The following is a 17,648-nucleotide window of genomic DNA, read 5'->3' as shown; positions in this document are numbered from 1 at the left end:
TTCGAGACCAGAGTCAGCGACCAGCAAGTAAACAAGCCAACCTTAGCGGGAAAGAAGGGAGGAAGAGAGGGGAGAACAGGGGAGGAGATGCCCTTTCTGATTCAGAAAAAGGGCATCTCCTCTGCCCTGATTCCAGTGCGCTCACTCCGACAGATAGGATAGAGAGGTAAAGATCTACTTACTGGCTGGAAAAGTGGTTTGGTACCAGGAGCAGGGCCGACCAGGCAGCCTGTCTGGTCGGCCTGCTTGGTTTGGTTGACCTAAGCGCTAGCCCAATTGGCTTACTGGGTGCTGCAGGTCACACCGTTCAGCGTGAAGCTAGTTGGTGGTGAGTTGGTGCCAGTCCAGGTGCCATTGAAGCCCGGGGCGCTGCCCAGTGTGGCCCCTGCGGGTATGGTGGCATTGTAGGACAGGTTGGTAATCGTAACAGTGCTGCCCTGCTGGCTAAAGTTTCCGTTCCAGCCCTGGCTGATTGTTTGCCCATTGGGGAAGGAGAATCTGAGCGTCCAGCCATTGATGGCGCTGCTGCCGGTATTAGTGATTGAAATCATCGCGCCGAAGCCACCGGGCCATTGGGCGGTGATGACATACTGCACGCGGCAGCTCAGTCCGCTGCCAGGTGTGGCTGTTGGAGTCGGTGTTACCGCTGCTGTCGGTGTCGGCGTCGGCGTTGGAGTGGCGGTCACTGTTGGCCTTGGCGTCGGCGTCGGTGTTGGGCTGGCCGCGGCGGTAGCGGTGGGCGTGACTGTTGCTCCGGGCGTTGGCGTGCTGCCTGTCCCAGGGCTGCCGCCGGATTTCTGCTGCTGATGCTGGGAGTGTTGCATAAAGATGGCTAGCTCGGGAGCGCCGTGGGTCACACCGTAGATGCTGTCGGGGTTGCGCGCGACATACATCCAGAAGTTGTCACCATCGGCGTCGTCCTGTTCCAGCGTGCTATAGAACATAGTCCACCAGCCTGTCCGGTTGCCGACGTCCGAACGGCTGTTGAATTCGCCGAGGATGAAAGGTTTGCCAACGACGTTGTGGGAGTCGCTCACCCACTTGTTGATGACCTGCTGGGCTTGACTCATGCTGAGGTTCGCCCAGCTCTCGGTCGGATAGAAGTGGGCAGATGTGAAATCGATATATGGAGATTGATGGATATAGACAAAAGGATTGCCCGAGTTACCGCCGTAACCGTAGGCTGTTCCCTGGCCTTCCAGGCCCGTGCCCAGCATGTGGTTAGGGTCGATGCTCTTGATGAAGGCGCCCATTGTATCGACCCAGGCGCGCAGGGTAGTGCCAGTTGTGCTCTCATCGGGAGTAGCGTTCTCGTAGCGAGGCTCATTCATCAGCTCCCAGGCGAAGATCGTCGGCTCATCCTTGTAGGCGATCCCCGAGTAGTGATTAACGTGGTTGAGAGCATAGGACACGTAGTTCTTGTACTGTGTGAAGCAGCCTGGGCACTGCTGCTGGTTGAAGAAGCGCCAGCGGTTAGACTGACCGCTTGGCAAGCCCTCCCACTGCAGGCGCGTATCGATGCCGCCATAGGCCTCCCAGTAGTTTTCGAAGACGGCGATCAGGCGAATGTTGTGGGCCTTAGCCGATTGAATGATGTAGTCAAATTCATCGAATTCAGCGACGTTGTAGACCCCCTTAGCTGGCTCAAAGCCATGCCAGGTCTCGTGGTCGAACATCCAGGTGCGCACAACGGTAATGCCATCGCTCTGGGCATTACTGAAGTAGGCATCGATGGCCGCCTTGTCCATATACTTGTTTTCGATGTCATCTTGGGTGCTGCTGCTGCTTCCGTCGCCGAAGGTGAAGATGTCGTAGCTATTGGCTCCGGCGTAGTAGAAAAGTTGGCCGTTGAGGCAGAAGTGGATGCCGCAGCGGGTAACGAAGCCGGAGGCCGCCTGAGCCGGATGGCGTGGGCCACTGATCAACAGGATGCCGCTGATGGCGGCGAGGATGGTAATGGCCGCGCAGCTAAGCAGCGAGGGGAGGAGTCGAGCTACGAGCTTCTTGCTGCTTTTGGAAAACATGCTGCGTCCTTTCTTCGGGGCAGGGCCCCTTATGACTTCCTTGCTAGGGGAGAGCATAGAGCCACGGAGCTGAAAAAGCCAGAACAAGTAGCGGACATCTAGCAGTCAGAACCTTGACAGTTTGCCCACTCCCCCTATCGGCTTCTATTGCTGCCAGTTGCAGCAGTATAATCTACATTTGGGGCCTTGACGGCGTGACCAGCTCGCTCATTCAATGGAGTACAGTGTCCCGGCTCTCTCTGGGACCGCACGCAGGCAAAGGATAGATAGGCTGATTGCTCACGACGCTCCTGAGTCTGGCCTTGGTGATCTTGGAGCAAGACTTCCCGCTCTGTATGCAGGAAGCGAAAGGAGGAAGCTGCGCATGTTGCATGAAGCAAACAGACAGGCGTCATCTGTGCTGATTGGTACGACTCTGCCGCGCCCGGATGGAGAAGCCAAGGTAAGCGGGCGTGCTCGCTATGCGGGGGATCGCCTGCCAGCGGGGCTGCTCCATGCCCGCTTGGTAACCAGTCCCTATGCTCATGCTTCTATTAGGCGCATTGACCCGTCGGCCGCTTTGGCCCTGCCAGGCGTAGTTGCTGTCTTCACTGCCTCCAACTTGGGGCTGCGGCCCTCGGACGGGAGCGTACGCTCGCTAGAGCCTTTGGCGCGGGCCGAGGCCTGCTGGTGTGGTCATCCTGTGGCCCTGGTTGTGGCGGAAACAGAGGCGCAGGCTGAGGATGGAGCTGCCGCTGTCGAGGTCGATTACGAGCCTTTACCGGCGGTACTTGATCCCGAGGTCGCCTGTCGTCCAGAGGCGCCTCGTGCTTGCCTGGAGCGTGATTTTCGCCAGATAGTGCAACAGAGCCATGCTCTCTTTCTTCCGCCGGGTGCCTCGCTCGCGGAGGAAGGTCTTTCGCTCAATGCGGCTGCTCTTCCGCCGCTGCGCCTGGGTGAGATTGAGGAGGGCCTGCGGCAAGCGGACGTCATCGTTGAGGAACATTACACGACCTTGCCCGTGCACCAATCATATCTGGAACCCCAGACGGCCCTGGCTATCCCTGATGCGCTCACGAAGCAGTTGACGATCTATTCTAGCACGCAAGGGCTGCTCAATGTACGTCAGGCGGTGGCTTTGGCTCTTGGGTTACCCGAGCGGCAGATCCATGTGGAGCCGGTGCCGGTTGGAGGTGGCTTTGGCGGCAAAGAGGTGCTGCTTGAGCCGCTGGTGGCAGCGGCGGCTCTCCAGTTGCAGCGTCCAGTTCGTCTGGTCTACACGCGTCAGGAGGAGCTACTAGCGGGTAACCCGGCGCCGCAGACTGCCATCTTTGTGAAGCTGGGTGCGCGCCAGGACGGCACGCTGACGGCCATTCAAGTGCGGATGATCCTGGATTCGGGCGCCTATCCCTATCCGCTTGCCGGGCTGAGCGGTTTTCATTTCAGCAATCTCTATCGCTGTCCCCATCTTGACATCCGTTGCTATTTGGTGCAAACCAACAAGCCGGGCAGTGCTGCCTACCGGGCCCCGACTGGTCCGCAGGCTTATTTTGCTCTTGAGTCGACCATCGATGAGCTTTGTCGCAGGCTTGGGCTTGATCCGCTGGAGTTTCGCTTACGCCATGCTCTGCGCGAGGGTGATCCACGTGTTCCGGCTGGTCAATGGCCACGTATTGGCCTTGTAGAGTGTCTGGAGGCGATCGGGCAGCAGCGGCTCTGGCGGGAGCGCGAGCGCGTCCGTAACGAGTTACCGGAAGAGCTACGCGGGTGGCGGGTTGGTATCGGCCTGGCGGCGGGCGGCTGGCCAGGGGCGACGGAGCCAGCGGCGGCTCTTTGCCGCCTGGAGAGCGATGGCAGTCTTACGGTGATCGTTGGCAGTGTGGATATGTCGGGTTCTGACAGCTCGCTGGCCATGATCGCGGCTGAGATCTTGGGTCTGCCGGCGCGTGCGGTCACGGTGGCCCATGAGGGTACTGATACCATGCCTTACAGCGGCTTGACGGCTGGTAGCAAGACAACTTATGCTGTTGGCTCGGCTGTCCTGGCAGCGGCGCAGGATGCGCGGGAGCAGATTTTGACGATTGCTGCTGAGTTGCTGGAGGCTGCGCGTGAGGATCTCGAATTGCGCGATGGGCGAGTCTTTGTGCGTGGCGCTCCAGACAAGTATGTGACGCTGCAGCAGGTGGCCGCCAATTCGACTGGCTTTGGCGCTCGCTATGCTCCTGTCTTTGGCCGTGGTCGTTCGGCAAACGCGATGTCGGGGCCGATGTTCGCTGTGCATCTGGCAAAGGTAGCGGTTGATCCTGAGACGGGCGAGGTACGCGTCTTGGACTATGTGGCTGCCCAGGATGTAGGGCGCGCGCTGAATCGTGCGGAGGTAGAGGGTCAGATCTATGGAGGAGTGGCTCAGGGTATCGGTTGGGCTTTGCTTGAGGGGATCGCTTACGGTGAAGAAGGTCAGTTACTCACGGGGACGCTGATGGATTATGCCCTCCCGCATAGCCAGGATGTGCCGTCGATTACTCCTCTGATTATCGAGGTTCCCTGCGAGCTTGGGCCTTTCGGGGCCCGAGGAGCTGGCGAGCCTCCAGTGGTTCCAGTTGCTGCTGCCATTGCTAATGCTTTGCGTGACGCCCTGGGGCTGCGCTTAACAGCGCTGCCAATGACGTCCGAGCGCATCTTACAAGCCTGGCAGCAGGCCTGTAATCGTGCTGCATCGTAAGTGGGGAGTGGGTCACTGCTATCAGCAGTGCTGCTCTTCGGCGGCCTCTGCGGCAGCGTAGTGGCCCGGATTGGGGAGCTGTTCATCCAGGCCAGGCAGGCCGCTCGTGGAGAGAAGCCCAATCAGTCGCTACAGACAGGTTCTCCTGTTAGCGCTGATTGGGTCTTCTCCTGTTTTAGCATGTGGCCGCTCGTCCTGCCTTCTCTTTCTCTCCCCCTCCATTTGCCATTTAGTATCGTCTATATGCAGTGGGCTGCTTCTTGCCGTGGCCGTGCCGGGGACGGCGGAGAGCTGGCAGCAGGGCCATCGGTCCAAGCGCTGTTGTTAGCAGATCAGAGGGCTGGCTCGCTGATGGCGTCGGTGTAGGAGCGTAAGGCGAGCGCGGAAGCTGCTTCTCGATAAATTGGATATAGGAAGTCTTGCAGACGCGCGCTGGTTGATCGCCCGTTGCGACACAGATGGCAGCGGTGAGGTAGTTGGCAACGCCCAGAATATTCTTGGCGATAGGTGTGCCGGGGTCGGTGAGCTGGAGAGCGATATCGCGTTGAGACATCCCTGTAAGAATGCCTGGGTCGAAGCTCTGGCCACGTACAAGGTAGAGGTTGGCAATGTCCAGGAATGGGATGCTGCCATCAGGATTGAGCGAGGCGATGATCTGTTGCTGTTCGACGCTCGGTCCTTCCAGGGGGTGGCCTTCGCGATCTTCTAGCTCAACCGGAGCAAAGTCCAGGTAGTCGCTCTGGTAGACGCTCCCATGAAAGGTAAATGTTGCGGTGTTTGGATAAGCGTCTGTATCGGAGGAGGTCGTTTCTGGCAGCTTGCTGAAGGTGCCGAAGCGAGTGAGGGCTACGACTACTGGCCAGCGCTCTGCAGCACAATAGGGACAGAATTCAGCACCCCAGTAGAAGAACTCTGGTTTGCCAGTGGGACCGCGTAGCATTGGGCGATCGGCGATGACGCGCAGAGGGCTTGACAGGTTGCCAGTACCTACTTTGGAGAGCTGGCTATCGCCGATGAGGGCCAGATCGTTCATCACCTGCGGGTCCGTGGGAACACGTCTGCTGGCACTACTTCCTGTACTCTGATGGCCAAGAAAGAGGAAGAGGCCTATCAGTATCCCGATCAAGGCCAGTGTAGCACCGACAATCCACCAGCGATAGACCCGCCAAGCTGCAAGTCCACGCCGCTGGCTCATGCGCCGCGTTCGCCTAGCAGGATGAGCGGAGGCTCTAGTCGTGCGTTCATGTGAGCGTTGGGTTGAGGTGGGAGGGTTTGTCTGCTTCTTTGCCGCGGATGAAGACATAGTCCTTTCTTCCTTGATACAGATAGTAGACTGTCCTTCCTTGAACAAGGCTGGCTGCCGCTTGCCAGGTTTTTAATCTATTCTGGCACGGCGCCGGGATATCCACATTATAGCATGAAGGCCTGCGGTAGCACTGTCTTGACTGGATCACCTCGTTGTCTGCAGAGCATGGAGGATGACGGTCGCTCTTGCTGCTGGCATGGCGATGAGCGTTGACAGCACATAGTCAGGGCGAGGGAATGCTGTCGGCAGTGGCCTGCTACTGGTGGTGGAGAGCTGGCCCAGCGCGGCACGCCGATTGTTGCCAGGCCGTCAAAAGGCTCTCCTAGCGCGCTCTCCGCTGAGCTGCCGCGCCACAGGCCGACAGGACCAGCTTAACAGTTCCCTCACCTGGTCGCCGAATGGGTCCTTCCCCCTGGACCATCACCTGTAAGCAAGCAAGACTAGCTCAAGGCCTGCTCATAAGACAGCACTCTGCTTGAACTGACGCTCAATCCCGACTTCTCCTTGCCCTGACTCATTGTGCTGGATGGCCAGGAGGCACCCCAAGAAGCCGATCCGGATTTGTGCTGCCTCGTTTTCTCTGCCACTTTCGGGCATGTCTGCCCCTGTGCCTCTGGAGCTGTAATTACCTTGAGCGAGCGGTTTCTTATGCTGGCTGACACGAGTCGGACGCCTTCAGTTGCCACCAGGGAGTAGCGCAGCGGCGCAGGACGTGGGCAATGGCCTGAATCGCAGCGACTCCTTCTCTGGCCAGCCAGCGCTCCAGGGCCGCGGCTCCCTCTTTCGCATAGATAGCAATGCCATCCTGCCAGAGGGCGCGCCCACAGACCACGCCGCAGAAGGGTACTCCGGCTTCGGCAGCCAACTCCAGCAGCTCGCAGACTGTGGCGGAGCTGTAGCCTGCGCTCAGATAGACGAGTGGCTTTGCGGCTGCCATTCCTACCATACGCAGGTGTTCAATGGCTTCGTCCCGAGAATAAGCTGGGACTGCTGTCTCACAGCTACGCAGTCCAGCGATGTAGGTCGGCACGACCGGCCACTCTACTTTCAGGACATCAACACCGTAACGGGGTTGGCCAAACTCCGCTACTGTGCGTGCAACATAGGTCGGCTTTGCCCGGGCAAAGCTCAGCTCAGAGGTCTCCCCAGGCCGTTCCTCGCTAGGGTAAACCAGCGGCTCCAGAAAGAAAGGAACCTCCAGCGCCTGGCACTCAGCTCCTATGCGCTCGACATAGGCCCGCTTCACGCTATTGATGTGGGGGTCATCGAAGGGATTATAGTACAGCAGCACCTTTACAGCCTGGGCACCGGCCTCCACCAGTCGCCGTACGCTATAGTGCGGGATCACCTCGGGAGGCTGATTACGGCCATTGGCGCTATAGCCCGAGCGCTCGTAAGCGAGCATCACCCCCGTGCCGGGATGGCGTAGCCTCAGTGCCTCCAGGCCATATTCAGGATCAAGCAGCACCGCGCTGGCGTAGGGAGTCAGGATCTGCGTGACCAGGCACTTGAAAGTACGCAGATCGGAGGCAGCGGTCACATCCTGGGAGCCGCGGGCTGTAGCCAGAGCCTGGGCCAGATTCGTTCGGTGATCGATGGCCAGAGCTAGAATGATGCCATGCTCATCTGAGCAGGCCCGGAGCCGACTCAGCTTATCCTGCCTGGCGTTCGTCCCTTCCCTTTTCCCTCCAGACATGGTGACCTCCCCTCTGTCGATAGAAGACCTCTCCATCTCTTTGCCACCTCATAGTATTTGGCATGTGTTCTGCTAGGCTACCTCGCGTAAGGAGACCGGGCGATGCTCATGTAGAGAGCGCTGAGCCGCCAGGGCAATGGCTACAGGAACACGGCCATCGAATCCACTTACCGGCACAGGCCTATCGTCAAGGACAGCCTGGACAAAGGCTTGCAGTTCAGCGGCGAAGCTCTCGGCGTAGCGTTCCATAAAGAAGTAGAGAGGAAGATCGCGCCGCACGCCGCGGCGATCGCTGACTATTGCCGTGTTGGGATAGGCATTGTCGATAGCAATGCTTCCCTCACTGCCAAACAGCTCGACGCGTTGATCATATCCATAGCTGGCACGGCGGCTATTGCTGATCGTTGCAATGGCTCCACTGGTGAAGCGGAGCATTACGGCAGCATGGGCAACATCCCCAGCCGAGGCAATCTCAGGCTCATTCAGGCTGTGAGCAAGAGCGAAGACCTCTTCGACTTCACTGCCGAGCAAAAAGCGAGCCATATCGAAATCGTGAATGGTCATATCGAGAAACAGACCACCGGAGACTTGAAGGTAAGCCACAGGGGGAGGAGCAGGATCACGGCTTGTGATATGCAGCATCAAGGGCAAGCCGATCTCTCCCTGCTCAACAGCCTGCCTGACGCGGCGGAAGTTGGTATCAAAGCGACGGTTAAAGCCCGTCTGCAACTTGACCCCAGCTTGTGCAACGGCAGCTAAAGCCCGATCAATGGCTGCCAGATCAAGCGCCAGCGGCTTTTCACAAAAGATGTGCTTGCCGGCATGGGCCGCCTCTTCAATGAGCTGGGCATGGGTACTAGTTGGTGAACAGATCAAGACTGCCGCAATCTGAGGATCTGCCAAGACCTCTCGGTAATCCGAGCAGAAACGAGGAACGCAATAGTCGCGGGCGCAGGCTTCAGCGGCCACAGCAGAAGCATCGGCCACGACCAATAAGCGGGCGCGTGGGATACGTGTTGTCAGATGGTGAGCGTGCAGACGTCCGATCCGTCCCGCTCCAATCAGGCCAACAGTCAGTTCTTCAACAGTCATCCCGTCATCCTCTCCTATTCCTTGCTTGCTGTCTGCAGGCTAGTGCTTGTTAGTAGCTAGCAGCACGGCAAGCAATTCGTTCCCTGAGATCAGCATTCTGTACCTTCCTAAGCGAGGCCGCGCTTAGGAAGCCACCGCCACGCGGGCAAGACTAGAGGCCAAGGCTGCGCAGGTACTGGCGATTACGCAGGGCGCTGAGATAGGGACTGCCCATGCCAGGGAGTACATCCTGTTCAACAACAATCCAGCCCTGGTAACCGCGCTCCATAAGCCAATCCACTACAGACGCAAATGGGACCACCCCCTGCCCCAACTCGCAGAAAATACCGTGGCGCAGAGCAGTGAAGTAGTCCCATCCCTCAGAGCGAGCTTGCTGCGCTACCGTCGGCGAGCAGTCCTTAAAATGGACATGCCAGATCCGGGCCTCGAAGCGACGAAGGGCCTCTTCAACCAGCTCAGGCTCAACAGAGCCGCTGCCATAGAGATAGTGGCCGGTATCGAAAGTCAGACCGACAATGCTGGGATCAGTGAGATCCAGGAAGCGGGTGATCTCCTCAGGCGTTTCAACGTAGCCGGCGCAGTGATGATGAAAGGCCGTGCGCAGCCCCGTGCTTTCATAGACGGCGCGAGCGATCGTCTCGCTATTGCGTGTAAAGATTCGCCACTCGTGGGCATCTAGCCCTTGATTTGGAGCGATTCGCCCAGCGCAGGAGGTTCGCAGAGGATCACGTCCATTCTCATCGGCCAGTACCAGCAGCGGTTTCCAAGAGGCCCCATTGAGCTGAGCTACTGTAGCAAGCAGGTTGGCAGTGCGCAGAGCCTGATCAAGGCCCGCGCGTAGTGCCCTCGGCTCTTTGAGCATGATAGGGACAAAGGCCGCCACAAGCGTCAGATCACGCCTGCCCAACTCAGCAGCCAGGCGCTCAGCTTCTGTGGGAAGATAGCCCCAGTCACCCAGCTCGGTGCCTTCATAGCCAGTGGTGCGCAATTCATCAAGCATCTGCTCCCAGGGAACTGCAGGTTCCGCTGTCTCATCAAATTCCAGAGTTCCCCACGAGCAGGGTGCATTTGCCAGATAGATCCTCTCCTTTGCCATTTCCTACCTCCCTTGTAGACGCCAGAGGGTCGATCCCAGCTCACGATCTCCATTGACCTTCAGCAGGCGGTGCTTTACTTTTGCAGCCTATACCTCCCGCTCTGTATTCCATGACTATAAGAAGTATCGTTCTTCAGCGCGCATCGTTTCCCACTCGCGGCGAGCGGCCTGAACCTGAGGGCTAGAGCTTACCTCAGCCACAGCCACATCCCACCAGCTCTCATAAGAAGGCACGCTCTCGTAGCGATCGCACTGCACATAAATCACCGTTGTACGCTCCAGCGAGCGAGCGGCTTCCAGAGCGGCGATTACATCAGCCGTATCGCGACAGCGGATCACATAGGCTCCCAAGCTGCGGGCATTCTCTGCTAGATCGACAGGCAGCGGCACCACCTCAGCCCCCGCATCATCGCCTGGCAGAACACCATTGCGAGGGTAGACGTAGCGCGTACCAAAGCCGCCCTGACCGAGAGAGCGGCTGAGTGAGCCAATACTCTTGAAGCCCTGATTATCGAAGAGCACAATCACCAGCTTATAACCTTCCTGGATCGAAGTCACGATCTCCCCATTCATCATCAGATAGGAGCCATCGCCGACCAGGACATAGACCTCACGCTCGGGGGCAGCCATCTTAGCTCCCAGGCCTCCCGCAATCTCATAGCCCATGCAGCTATAGCCATACTCTAGATGGAACTGCTTCGGGTGACGAGCGCGCCAGAGCTTATGCAAATCGCCAGGCAAGCTGCCAGCAGCACAGACCATGATAGCGTCTGGAGAGCCGTATTCATTGATGGCCCCAATCAACTCTCCCTGGGAGGGAAGCGGCACATGACGCAGGCTATAGATGCGCGTTACCTCGGCCTCCCATTCGCGATGCAGTCTCTCAGCACACTCTCGATATTCAGGCGCGACCCGATAGTCCCCCAGCAGCGGCAGCAGCTCTGCTAGCGTCGCCTGGGCATCGCCCACTAGCGAAAGGGCCAGATGCTTTGCGGCATCGAACTCCGATATATTGATATTGACAAAGCGCACTGCCGGATGACGGAAGGCCGTCTTTGAAGCCGTGGTAAAGTCGCTATAACGCGTGCCGATTCCAATAATCAGATCGGCCTCGCGAGCCACACGATTAGCCGCGAAGGTGCCTGTAGCGCCGATTGCACCGAGATTAAGCGGATGATCAAAACGTAGACTACCCTTGCCAGCCATTGTTTCCGCCACAGGAATTCCCGTCTCTGAAGCCAGGCGCTCCAGCAGAGAGCAGGCCTCGGCATAGATCACACCGCCGCCAGCGATGATCAGTGGGCGCTCACTGGCCCGTATCCAGGCGGCAGCCTCCTCTAACCGCCGTCGATCCGGACGCGGACGAGGGATATGCCAGATGCGCTTGCGGAAAAACGCCTCGGGGTAAGTATAGGCCTCGGTCTGCACATCCTGGGGCAGAGCAAGGGTGACTGCTCCTGTCTCCGCGGGACTTGTCAGGACGCGCATCGCCTCTGGCAGGCTCGTCAGCAACTGCTCGGGGCGCGTGATGCGATCCCAGTAACGACTTACCGGCTTAAAGCAGTCATTGACCGAGATATCCTGAGTATGCTCTGACTCCAGTTGCTGGAGAACAGGGGCCACATTGCGGCGAGCGAAGAAGTCACCCGGCAGCAAGAGGACCGGAAGCCGGTTAATAGTGGCAGTAGCTGCTCCGGTGACCATATTGGTAGCGCCCGGCCCGATTGAAGAGGTACAGGCAAAGGTTTGCAAGCGATTCTTTACCTTCGCGTAGGCAATCGCTGTATGGACCATCGCCTGCTCGTTACGAGCCTGATAATAGCGAAAATCGGGCATCTCTTGGAGAGCCTGGCCGATGCCCGCGACATTGCCATGACCAAAGATCCCGAAGCAGCCAGCAAAGAAAGGCTGTTCCACGCCGTCACGTTCTACATACTGATTGCGTAGAAACGCAATCAGTGCCTGAGCCATTGTCATGCGTCGGCCAGCGTGCTCGTTCATAGTTTCCCTCCGGGTAATCAGCTTCCACAAAGTCTATGCGACGCTTAGCAGCGCACAGAGTGGGGTAGGCAAAAGCCTGGCAAGAGATCCAAGCCTATACAGCGCCTTCCCCAGGCATCTCTGCCTCCATCTAACAGCAGTCTGGTCTGGCTTCGACTGCCAGTCTCTCCCATTCAGCGCGGGCAGTTTAGAGACCACCATGCTCCTCGACAAAGGCCATCACCTCGGAATACGTGGGCATAAAATCAGCACAACCATGCCGTGTTACCAGGATCGCACCGCACGCGTTGCCCAGGCGAGCAGCCAGATACCAATCCCAGCCCATCAACAGACCATAGAGCAGACCGGCAGCAAAGGCATCACCGGCTCCCAGAATATTCTGCACGGCCACCGGGAAACCAGGCACTTCGAGGCAGTCAGGAGGGGCTTCTCGCTCAGTTGACCGCGCCAAATGAACCCGCGAGCCTCTTGCACCCCGCTTCTCCACCAAAGCTTGTGGACCTCGGCGCAACAGCTCACGAATGGCATGCTCAATATCGCCACTGACACGCGCATCAGAGATCTGGGAGTGGGCAACCTGGACCTGCTCAGGATCACGCAGCATCGCTGCCTTAATCTCATCCTCGGTCCCGATCACTAGATCAACTAGCGGCAGGGCCGAGCGGATAGCCACGCCAAAGGCGCGCTGATCATGCCACTGGTCGGGACGATAATCAATATCCAGTGCCACCATCGCCCCCTGCTCACGCGCCAGTTCTGCGGCAAAGATCGTTGCGCTGCGGCTTGGCTCCTTGCTCAAACCAGTACCGGTAATGAGCAACACGCGGCACTCTCCCAGGGGCGTCGCCAGCACATCGTCGATCGTCAATTCCACATCGGCGCAATGGTCGCGATAGTATGTGAGAGGAAAGCGATCGGGAGGCTGAATCCCCAATACCACGGCACTGCTGCGGTAGCCAGGTTTGCGCACGATATAACGCGTCTCGACTCCCTCACGCTTCAAGAAATGCAGAATAAAATTGCCGACCTGATCATCTCCAACAGCAGTTAGGAGCGCCGAGCGTAGTCCCAGCCGTCGGGCACCAACACAGATGTTGGTAGGGCAACCGCCAACGTAAGCCGCAAAGCTTTTAATTTCCTCGAACGGCGCCCCAATGTCATTTGAGTACAGATCGAGAGAGGAGCGCCCCATTGCGATGAGGTCATATGCACTCTGCCGCTGCTCCGCTTTCATCTACGGTCCTCCCATGCTTCACTTCAACACTGAATCATTGGTTGCGCCTGGCCAGGTAGGCTGCTAGCCGTCCCTAACCGGGCAACTGCGCTGGCAAGGCAAGTCACAACCCTGACCAGAGCCATTCATATTTCAGGAGTAATCGCGGCTGCCCGAGCAATGTCCAGCAGCGCTGATCACGCCTTGCAAGAGGCAAGTTCTCCTCCATCCCCATCCCTTTCCTGCGGTTGCCTTCCCTTGATCCACCTTACTGGGTCGTACTCCAACGGCGCCCGTCCCAAGACGCTTCGGGGGCATCAGCAGTCTAGTAGGAAGCACTCGCCCACATGCTCCCCTGCAAAAGCAGCCTGCTTGATCTGTCCTACGGACAAGCGCCTGTAAAGCCAAGCAGTCAAGCAGCGTAAGCCCAGAGATGTTCTTACTCTTGAGCTCGGCGCTGACAGTGACCTCTTCCCAGGAGATCTTTTCACTCTGTTGTGGTAGAAGGAGGTAACGCATCAGACGAGGCCAGTGGTGGGGCTGTGCTCTCGCGCACCACCAGCGTTGGAGTGAGTACATGGTTATGCCCTTCCTGCTCATGCAGCAGATCTAGCAGCACTTGCATAGCCAGACGACCGAGTTCGAGACGCGGCTGACGTACCGTCGTCAGTGGAGGAATGATACAACTGGCCATTTCGATATCGTCGAAGCCGGCCACACTCAGCTCACGAGGTACTGCGATTCCACGACGGTAGCAGGCCATCAAAAGACCGATCGCCATCATATCATTCTGGCAGAAGACGGCAGTGACTCCAGCATCGAGCAGGCGCTGAAGTGCCCGACGCCCACACAAGACATCCTCCTGCGGAGAAGCCTCCTCCGCCCTCATCATCGTCACCCACTCCTCTCGAGGAGTCAAGCCGGCATCCGCCAGAGCAGCTCGATACCCTTCCAGCCGCTGGCGACAGGAGCGTGGGCGGCTGCTTGTGCCCACATAGCCAATGGCGCGATGACCAAGAGCCAGCAAATGCTCAACTGCCAGCCGTGCCCCCAACACATCATCAACTGCTACCCAATGCAGCAGCTCGTACTGCGATTCGGCCTGACTATTGATCAACACTGTCGGTATCCGAATCTGGTCCAGGCGCTGCTTATACTCGCCCGTCATACGCGATGATGCCACCAAAATGCCATCAACACGCCGACGATGAAAAGTTTCGATTACCGCAATCTCCTGCTCAGGATCATTATGGGTAGCACTCAAGAAGACACTCAAACCGGCAGAGCGCGCGACCTCCTCGATCCCGCGTACAACCTCACTTAGGAACGGGTCAGCAATTGAAGTCACAGCCAGACCGATGGTATTCGTTCGCCGCGTTTGCAGACTCTGGGCGATGGCGTTCGGGGTGTACCCCATCTCCAGAGCTAACTGCTGAATGCGCTTGCGCGTCTCTTCGCTGATCAGAGGACTATCGCGTAAGGCCCGCGAGACAGTGGTATGGGAGACGCCAGCTACCCGTGCGATATCGGCAATGGAGACCTCGCGCGAGCGCTTTGCGCCAGCCACGCGAGCTGCAGCCAGTGGGCTATGTGAGCTATTCACAGTGCTCCTGTTCCTCCTGAGCCACGATTGAGCTGCCCCAACTTGGATGTTTGCACACGTGTGCATTAGCAGTATAGAAGATGGCGTAGGTGACTGTCAAGGGGGTGGCCCGCACTCGATTGCGTAGCTGTTTTTCTTTATGAGGGATGTGCTATGCTGAAAGGGCAGGTTTTTTTTGTTCAGGACCGAGAGAGGAGCAGTCACGATGAGCATTGTTTGCATGGAGGTGGAGGCTAGAGGGATTCTCACGCCGCAGCGTGGGGGATTTTTGGTCGCACCTCCTTATCCGTTCACGCATGCTCTCTCAGCGTATACTGGCTGCGCGTATGGTCAGACAGCCTGTGGCCAATACTGTTATGCGCGCTTTCTGCCTAACTGGATGACTGCTGGGCTGGGTGCTCCCTGGGGCCTGGCTGTCCAGGTTAAGGTGAACGCGCCTGCGCTGCTAGAACAGGAGCTACGCCGCATGTCTTCTGCGCGGCGTCGTCATCTGCGCATTTTTATGAGTACGACCACTGATCCGTACCAGCCGTTGGAGCGACGTTATCAGGTGACACGCCATTGCTTGCAAGTCTTTGCTTCTTTTAGCGACCTCGATCTGCTGGTGGTGCAGACCCGCTCGCCGCTAGCGGAGCGCGATCTTGATTTGCTGCAGCAGCTTCCCTATGCCTGGCTATCGGTGACAATCGAGACGGATGATATGGCCTATCTGCAGCGCTTGCGAGGAGGCCCTTCTCTGGAACGACGCTGGCAACTGGTCCGTCAGGCCAGTCACTTGGGAGTAAAGACGCAGATTACAATTAGCCCTTGCCTACGTTTTACTGATGTCAAGAGTTTCGGGGAGTGCCTTCTTAAGAGCGGCGCCCGTCGCTTGGTAGTGGATACAGTTGAAGGGGATGGAGCTGGTGGGGAGCGTACGGCACGCACGCCTTTTGCGCGTCAGGAACCAGCCTGGTCTGATACGCAACCTGCGCGTGAGTTGTATGCTTATCTTTGCGCTCATGGCTCAGAGTATGGGGTGACTGTCGGCTGGGGTGCCAGCGGTTTTTGTGGGATTGCTCCCCGCCACTAGCCTGTCCAGCTTTCGCCCATTGCTGCGGAGCGCCAGCAGGCGAAAAGAGCCTGGCTCTTTGCCTCGTCAGCGGCAGCTTGTTGCTGTTGCCGGGCGTGGTTAGTCCAAGGTGCCTGTTCAGCGTCTGGAGAGCAAGTTTTTCGCTCGCTCATTTTTACACTGAGATGGGTCAAGTATTCGACAACAATGGGGAGCTGGTTCCGAGAAGGGCAAGGATTAGCAATTGAGGCCCTCTGTCCTTCTCTAACTAGCAAGTAAGGAGGCACAGCCGTGGCCGAGCTGATCAGTACGAGTGGCTTCGCCAGCGATGGAGAGCAGAAGGCCGCTCAGGTTCTACGCGAGGGGCTTCCTTCTTCATGGCTGGTCATCTGTAACAAGATCCTTCCTGCCCCTAATGAGAGATCTTTCGAAATCGACTTTCTGGTCATCGGTGAACGCTGGGTCTTTGTCATTGAGGAAAAGTCTTGGGGCGGCGTGCTGCGTGGTAATGAGGAGTTCTGGGTCCGAGCTGATGGCTCGTCAGAGCCGAGTCCGCTGGCCAGAGTGGATCTGGTTTCCAAGCTTGTGGCCGGTTATCTCAAGCAGCGGCTGCCTTCCCTGAAGAGTGGCGGGCATTGTGTCCGCGGGGCCGTGCTGCTTTCTTCGCCAAGCGCTCAGCCCCATATTCACGATATCCGGGCCGCTACGGCCCTCTTCAGGTTAGATGATGTCTGCGCGCGGCTGCTGGAGCTGGATAGCCAGCCTGGCAATCCCCTGCTGGGCCAGTTGCACACGCAGCTTCGCAAGCTACTGACAGGCCTGTCGACGCGCCCTCCGATTCCACGTCGCATCGGGGAGGTCTTGCAGATCGAGGAGGCGGAGCAGGTCCGTCCGAAGCTCTACCGCTGCCGCGCGGTAGAAAAGGTCTCCGGGGCCGATCGCCCTCGGATCGTTATGCTTTATGAGCTGGACCATGACCCCCTAGAACAGAAGGCGGCGAAGGAATTCTACACGCGGACATATAAGGCTCTGGAGAAACTGCAGTCAACAGGCCTGGTGCCGTGGGCCGAGACGCCTTTCGAGTGGTCTAGTACATTCATGGTGGTGCCTATCGTACCCCCCGAGGGTCGCGCGTTGAGTACTCTGCCTTTACCAGAGACGCGTGAGGAATTTTTACAAGAGCTGCAGATGGCAGCCGCAGCTTTCCGAGGGCTGGCCCAGATCCATGCCCAGGGCGTGCTTCATCGTGCTTTGACCCCCGCCGCTCTGATCATACAGTTTCCAAAGGGTCAGCCTCCTCGCGTGGTATTCAGCGATTTTTATGCGGCGCGCGTGGGCGGCGGAGTATCGATCGCCGCCAAGCTCGATGCGACGGCTGTGGATGATCACTATGCTGCCGAGGATGTGCTGATCAGCTATGAGTTTGCTTCGCAATATACGGATACTTTTAGCCTAGCCCTGGTTATGCTTGAGCGCCTCTCAGGTGTTCCTATTTCTGTTCTTCGCCCATCAATTAATGATGCGCCACGTCTGCCTGACGCCCCCCGCTGGGTCACATTCCTCACTCCTGAGCAGTCGGCTGCACTGTCGGAGCTGTTCCGCTCGGTCCTGCTCCCCTCCAGACAGGCGGCACCTCTCAGCGCTGCGGAGGTGGCTCGTGGCCTGGAGGAGCTTCTGCGCCAGGCTCAGCAGACACAGATCAGCGAGCTTCCTTCAACACTGCTGAACGGCGAATTCGTTGTTCATCGCCTGCTCGGTCAGGGATCAATGGCCCGGACGTATCTGGTCAGCTATAAAGATTTGCCAGGACTGGGTCAGTTGGTGCTGAAGCAGTTCTTGAATCCGGCTGTGGTTTATGAACAAGC

General features: G+C 58.1%; 11 protein-coding genes. 3 read left to right on the top strand and 8 right to left on the bottom strand.

Going from position 1 to position 17,648, the window contains the following annotated elements:
* Positions 1–281: 281 nt before the first annotated feature.
* Positions 282–2,024 (bottom strand): cellulose binding domain-containing protein, encoded by a 1,743-nt coding sequence (locus IRZ24_RS06285; RefSeq protein ID WP_297161279.1) that lies wholly within the window; start codon positions 2,022–2,024, stop codon positions 282–284.
* Between the two features lie 364 nt (positions 2,025–2,388).
* On the opposite strand from IRZ24_RS06285, the gene IRZ24_RS06280 reads away from it, so the two are divergent.
* On the top strand, positions 2,389–4,725 hold the full coding sequence (locus IRZ24_RS06280) for a xanthine dehydrogenase family protein molybdopterin-binding subunit (protein ID WP_297161277.1): 2,337 nt from the start codon (positions 2,389–2,391) through the stop codon (positions 4,723–4,725).
* Positions 4,726–4,954: 229 nt separating this feature from the next.
* On the opposite strand, the gene IRZ24_RS06275 is transcribed toward IRZ24_RS06280, so the two are convergent.
* The 7 genes from IRZ24_RS06275 to IRZ24_RS06245 all read right to left on the bottom strand — a co-directional run bounded on the left by IRZ24_RS06275 (position 4,955) and on the right by IRZ24_RS06245 (position 14,732).
* Positions 4,955–5,920 carry a DUF929 family protein gene (locus IRZ24_RS06275; RefSeq protein ID WP_297161276.1) on the bottom strand — a complete coding sequence of 322 codons (966 nt, stop codon included), beginning with the start codon at positions 5,918–5,920 and terminating at the stop codon, positions 4,955–4,957.
* A gap of 757 nt (positions 5,921–6,677) precedes the next feature.
* Positions 6,678–7,727 (bottom strand): tagatose 1,6-diphosphate aldolase, encoded by a 1,050-nt coding sequence (locus tag IRZ24_RS06270; RefSeq protein WP_297161274.1) that lies wholly within the window; start codon positions 7,725–7,727, stop codon positions 6,678–6,680.
* A 72-nt stretch (positions 7,728–7,799) separates the two neighbouring features.
* On the bottom strand, positions 7,800–8,819 hold the full coding sequence (gene iolG, locus IRZ24_RS06265) for an inositol 2-dehydrogenase (RefSeq protein ID WP_297161272.1): 1,020 nt from the start codon (positions 8,817–8,819) through the stop codon (positions 7,800–7,802).
* 151 nt (positions 8,820–8,970) lie between these two features.
* Positions 8,971–9,915, bottom strand: coding sequence for a TIM barrel protein (locus IRZ24_RS06260; RefSeq protein WP_297161270.1), 945 nt, complete (start codon positions 9,913–9,915; stop codon positions 8,971–8,973).
* Between the two features lie 114 nt (positions 9,916–10,029).
* A complete protein-coding gene (gene iolD / locus IRZ24_RS06255; RefSeq protein WP_297161268.1) occupies positions 10,030–11,916 on the bottom strand; it encodes a 3D-(3,5/4)-trihydroxycyclohexane-1,2-dione acylhydrolase (decyclizing) in 1,887 nt (628 codons plus the stop codon).
* 187 nt (positions 11,917–12,103) lie between these two features.
* A complete protein-coding gene (gene iolC / locus IRZ24_RS06250; RefSeq protein ID WP_297161266.1) occupies positions 12,104–13,150 on the bottom strand; it encodes a 5-dehydro-2-deoxygluconokinase in 1,047 nt (348 codons plus the stop codon).
* Positions 13,151–13,616: 466 nt separating this feature from the next.
* Positions 13,617–14,732, bottom strand: coding sequence for a LacI family DNA-binding transcriptional regulator (locus tag IRZ24_RS06245; protein ID WP_297161264.1), 1,116 nt, complete (start codon positions 14,730–14,732; stop codon positions 13,617–13,619).
* A 205-nt stretch (positions 14,733–14,937) separates the two neighbouring features.
* On the opposite strand from IRZ24_RS06245, the gene IRZ24_RS06240 reads away from it, so the two are divergent.
* Positions 14,938–15,804 carry a radical SAM protein gene (locus tag IRZ24_RS06240; protein ID WP_297161262.1) on the top strand — a complete coding sequence of 289 codons (867 nt, stop codon included), beginning with the start codon at positions 14,938–14,940 and terminating at the stop codon, positions 15,802–15,804.
* A gap of 270 nt (positions 15,805–16,074) precedes the next feature.
* Positions 16,075–17,648 (top strand): NERD domain-containing protein kinase family protein (locus IRZ24_RS06235; protein ID WP_297161260.1); only part of this gene is annotated, 1,574 nt, incomplete at its 3' end.

The organism is Thermogemmatispora sp., from assembly GCF_019683755.1.
GTDB lineage: Bacteria > Chloroflexota > Ktedonobacteria > Ktedonobacterales > Ktedonobacteraceae > Thermogemmatispora.
The sequence above is the reverse complement of the archived record's forward strand: the minus strand, read 5'-3'. Positions and strand labels throughout refer to the sequence as shown.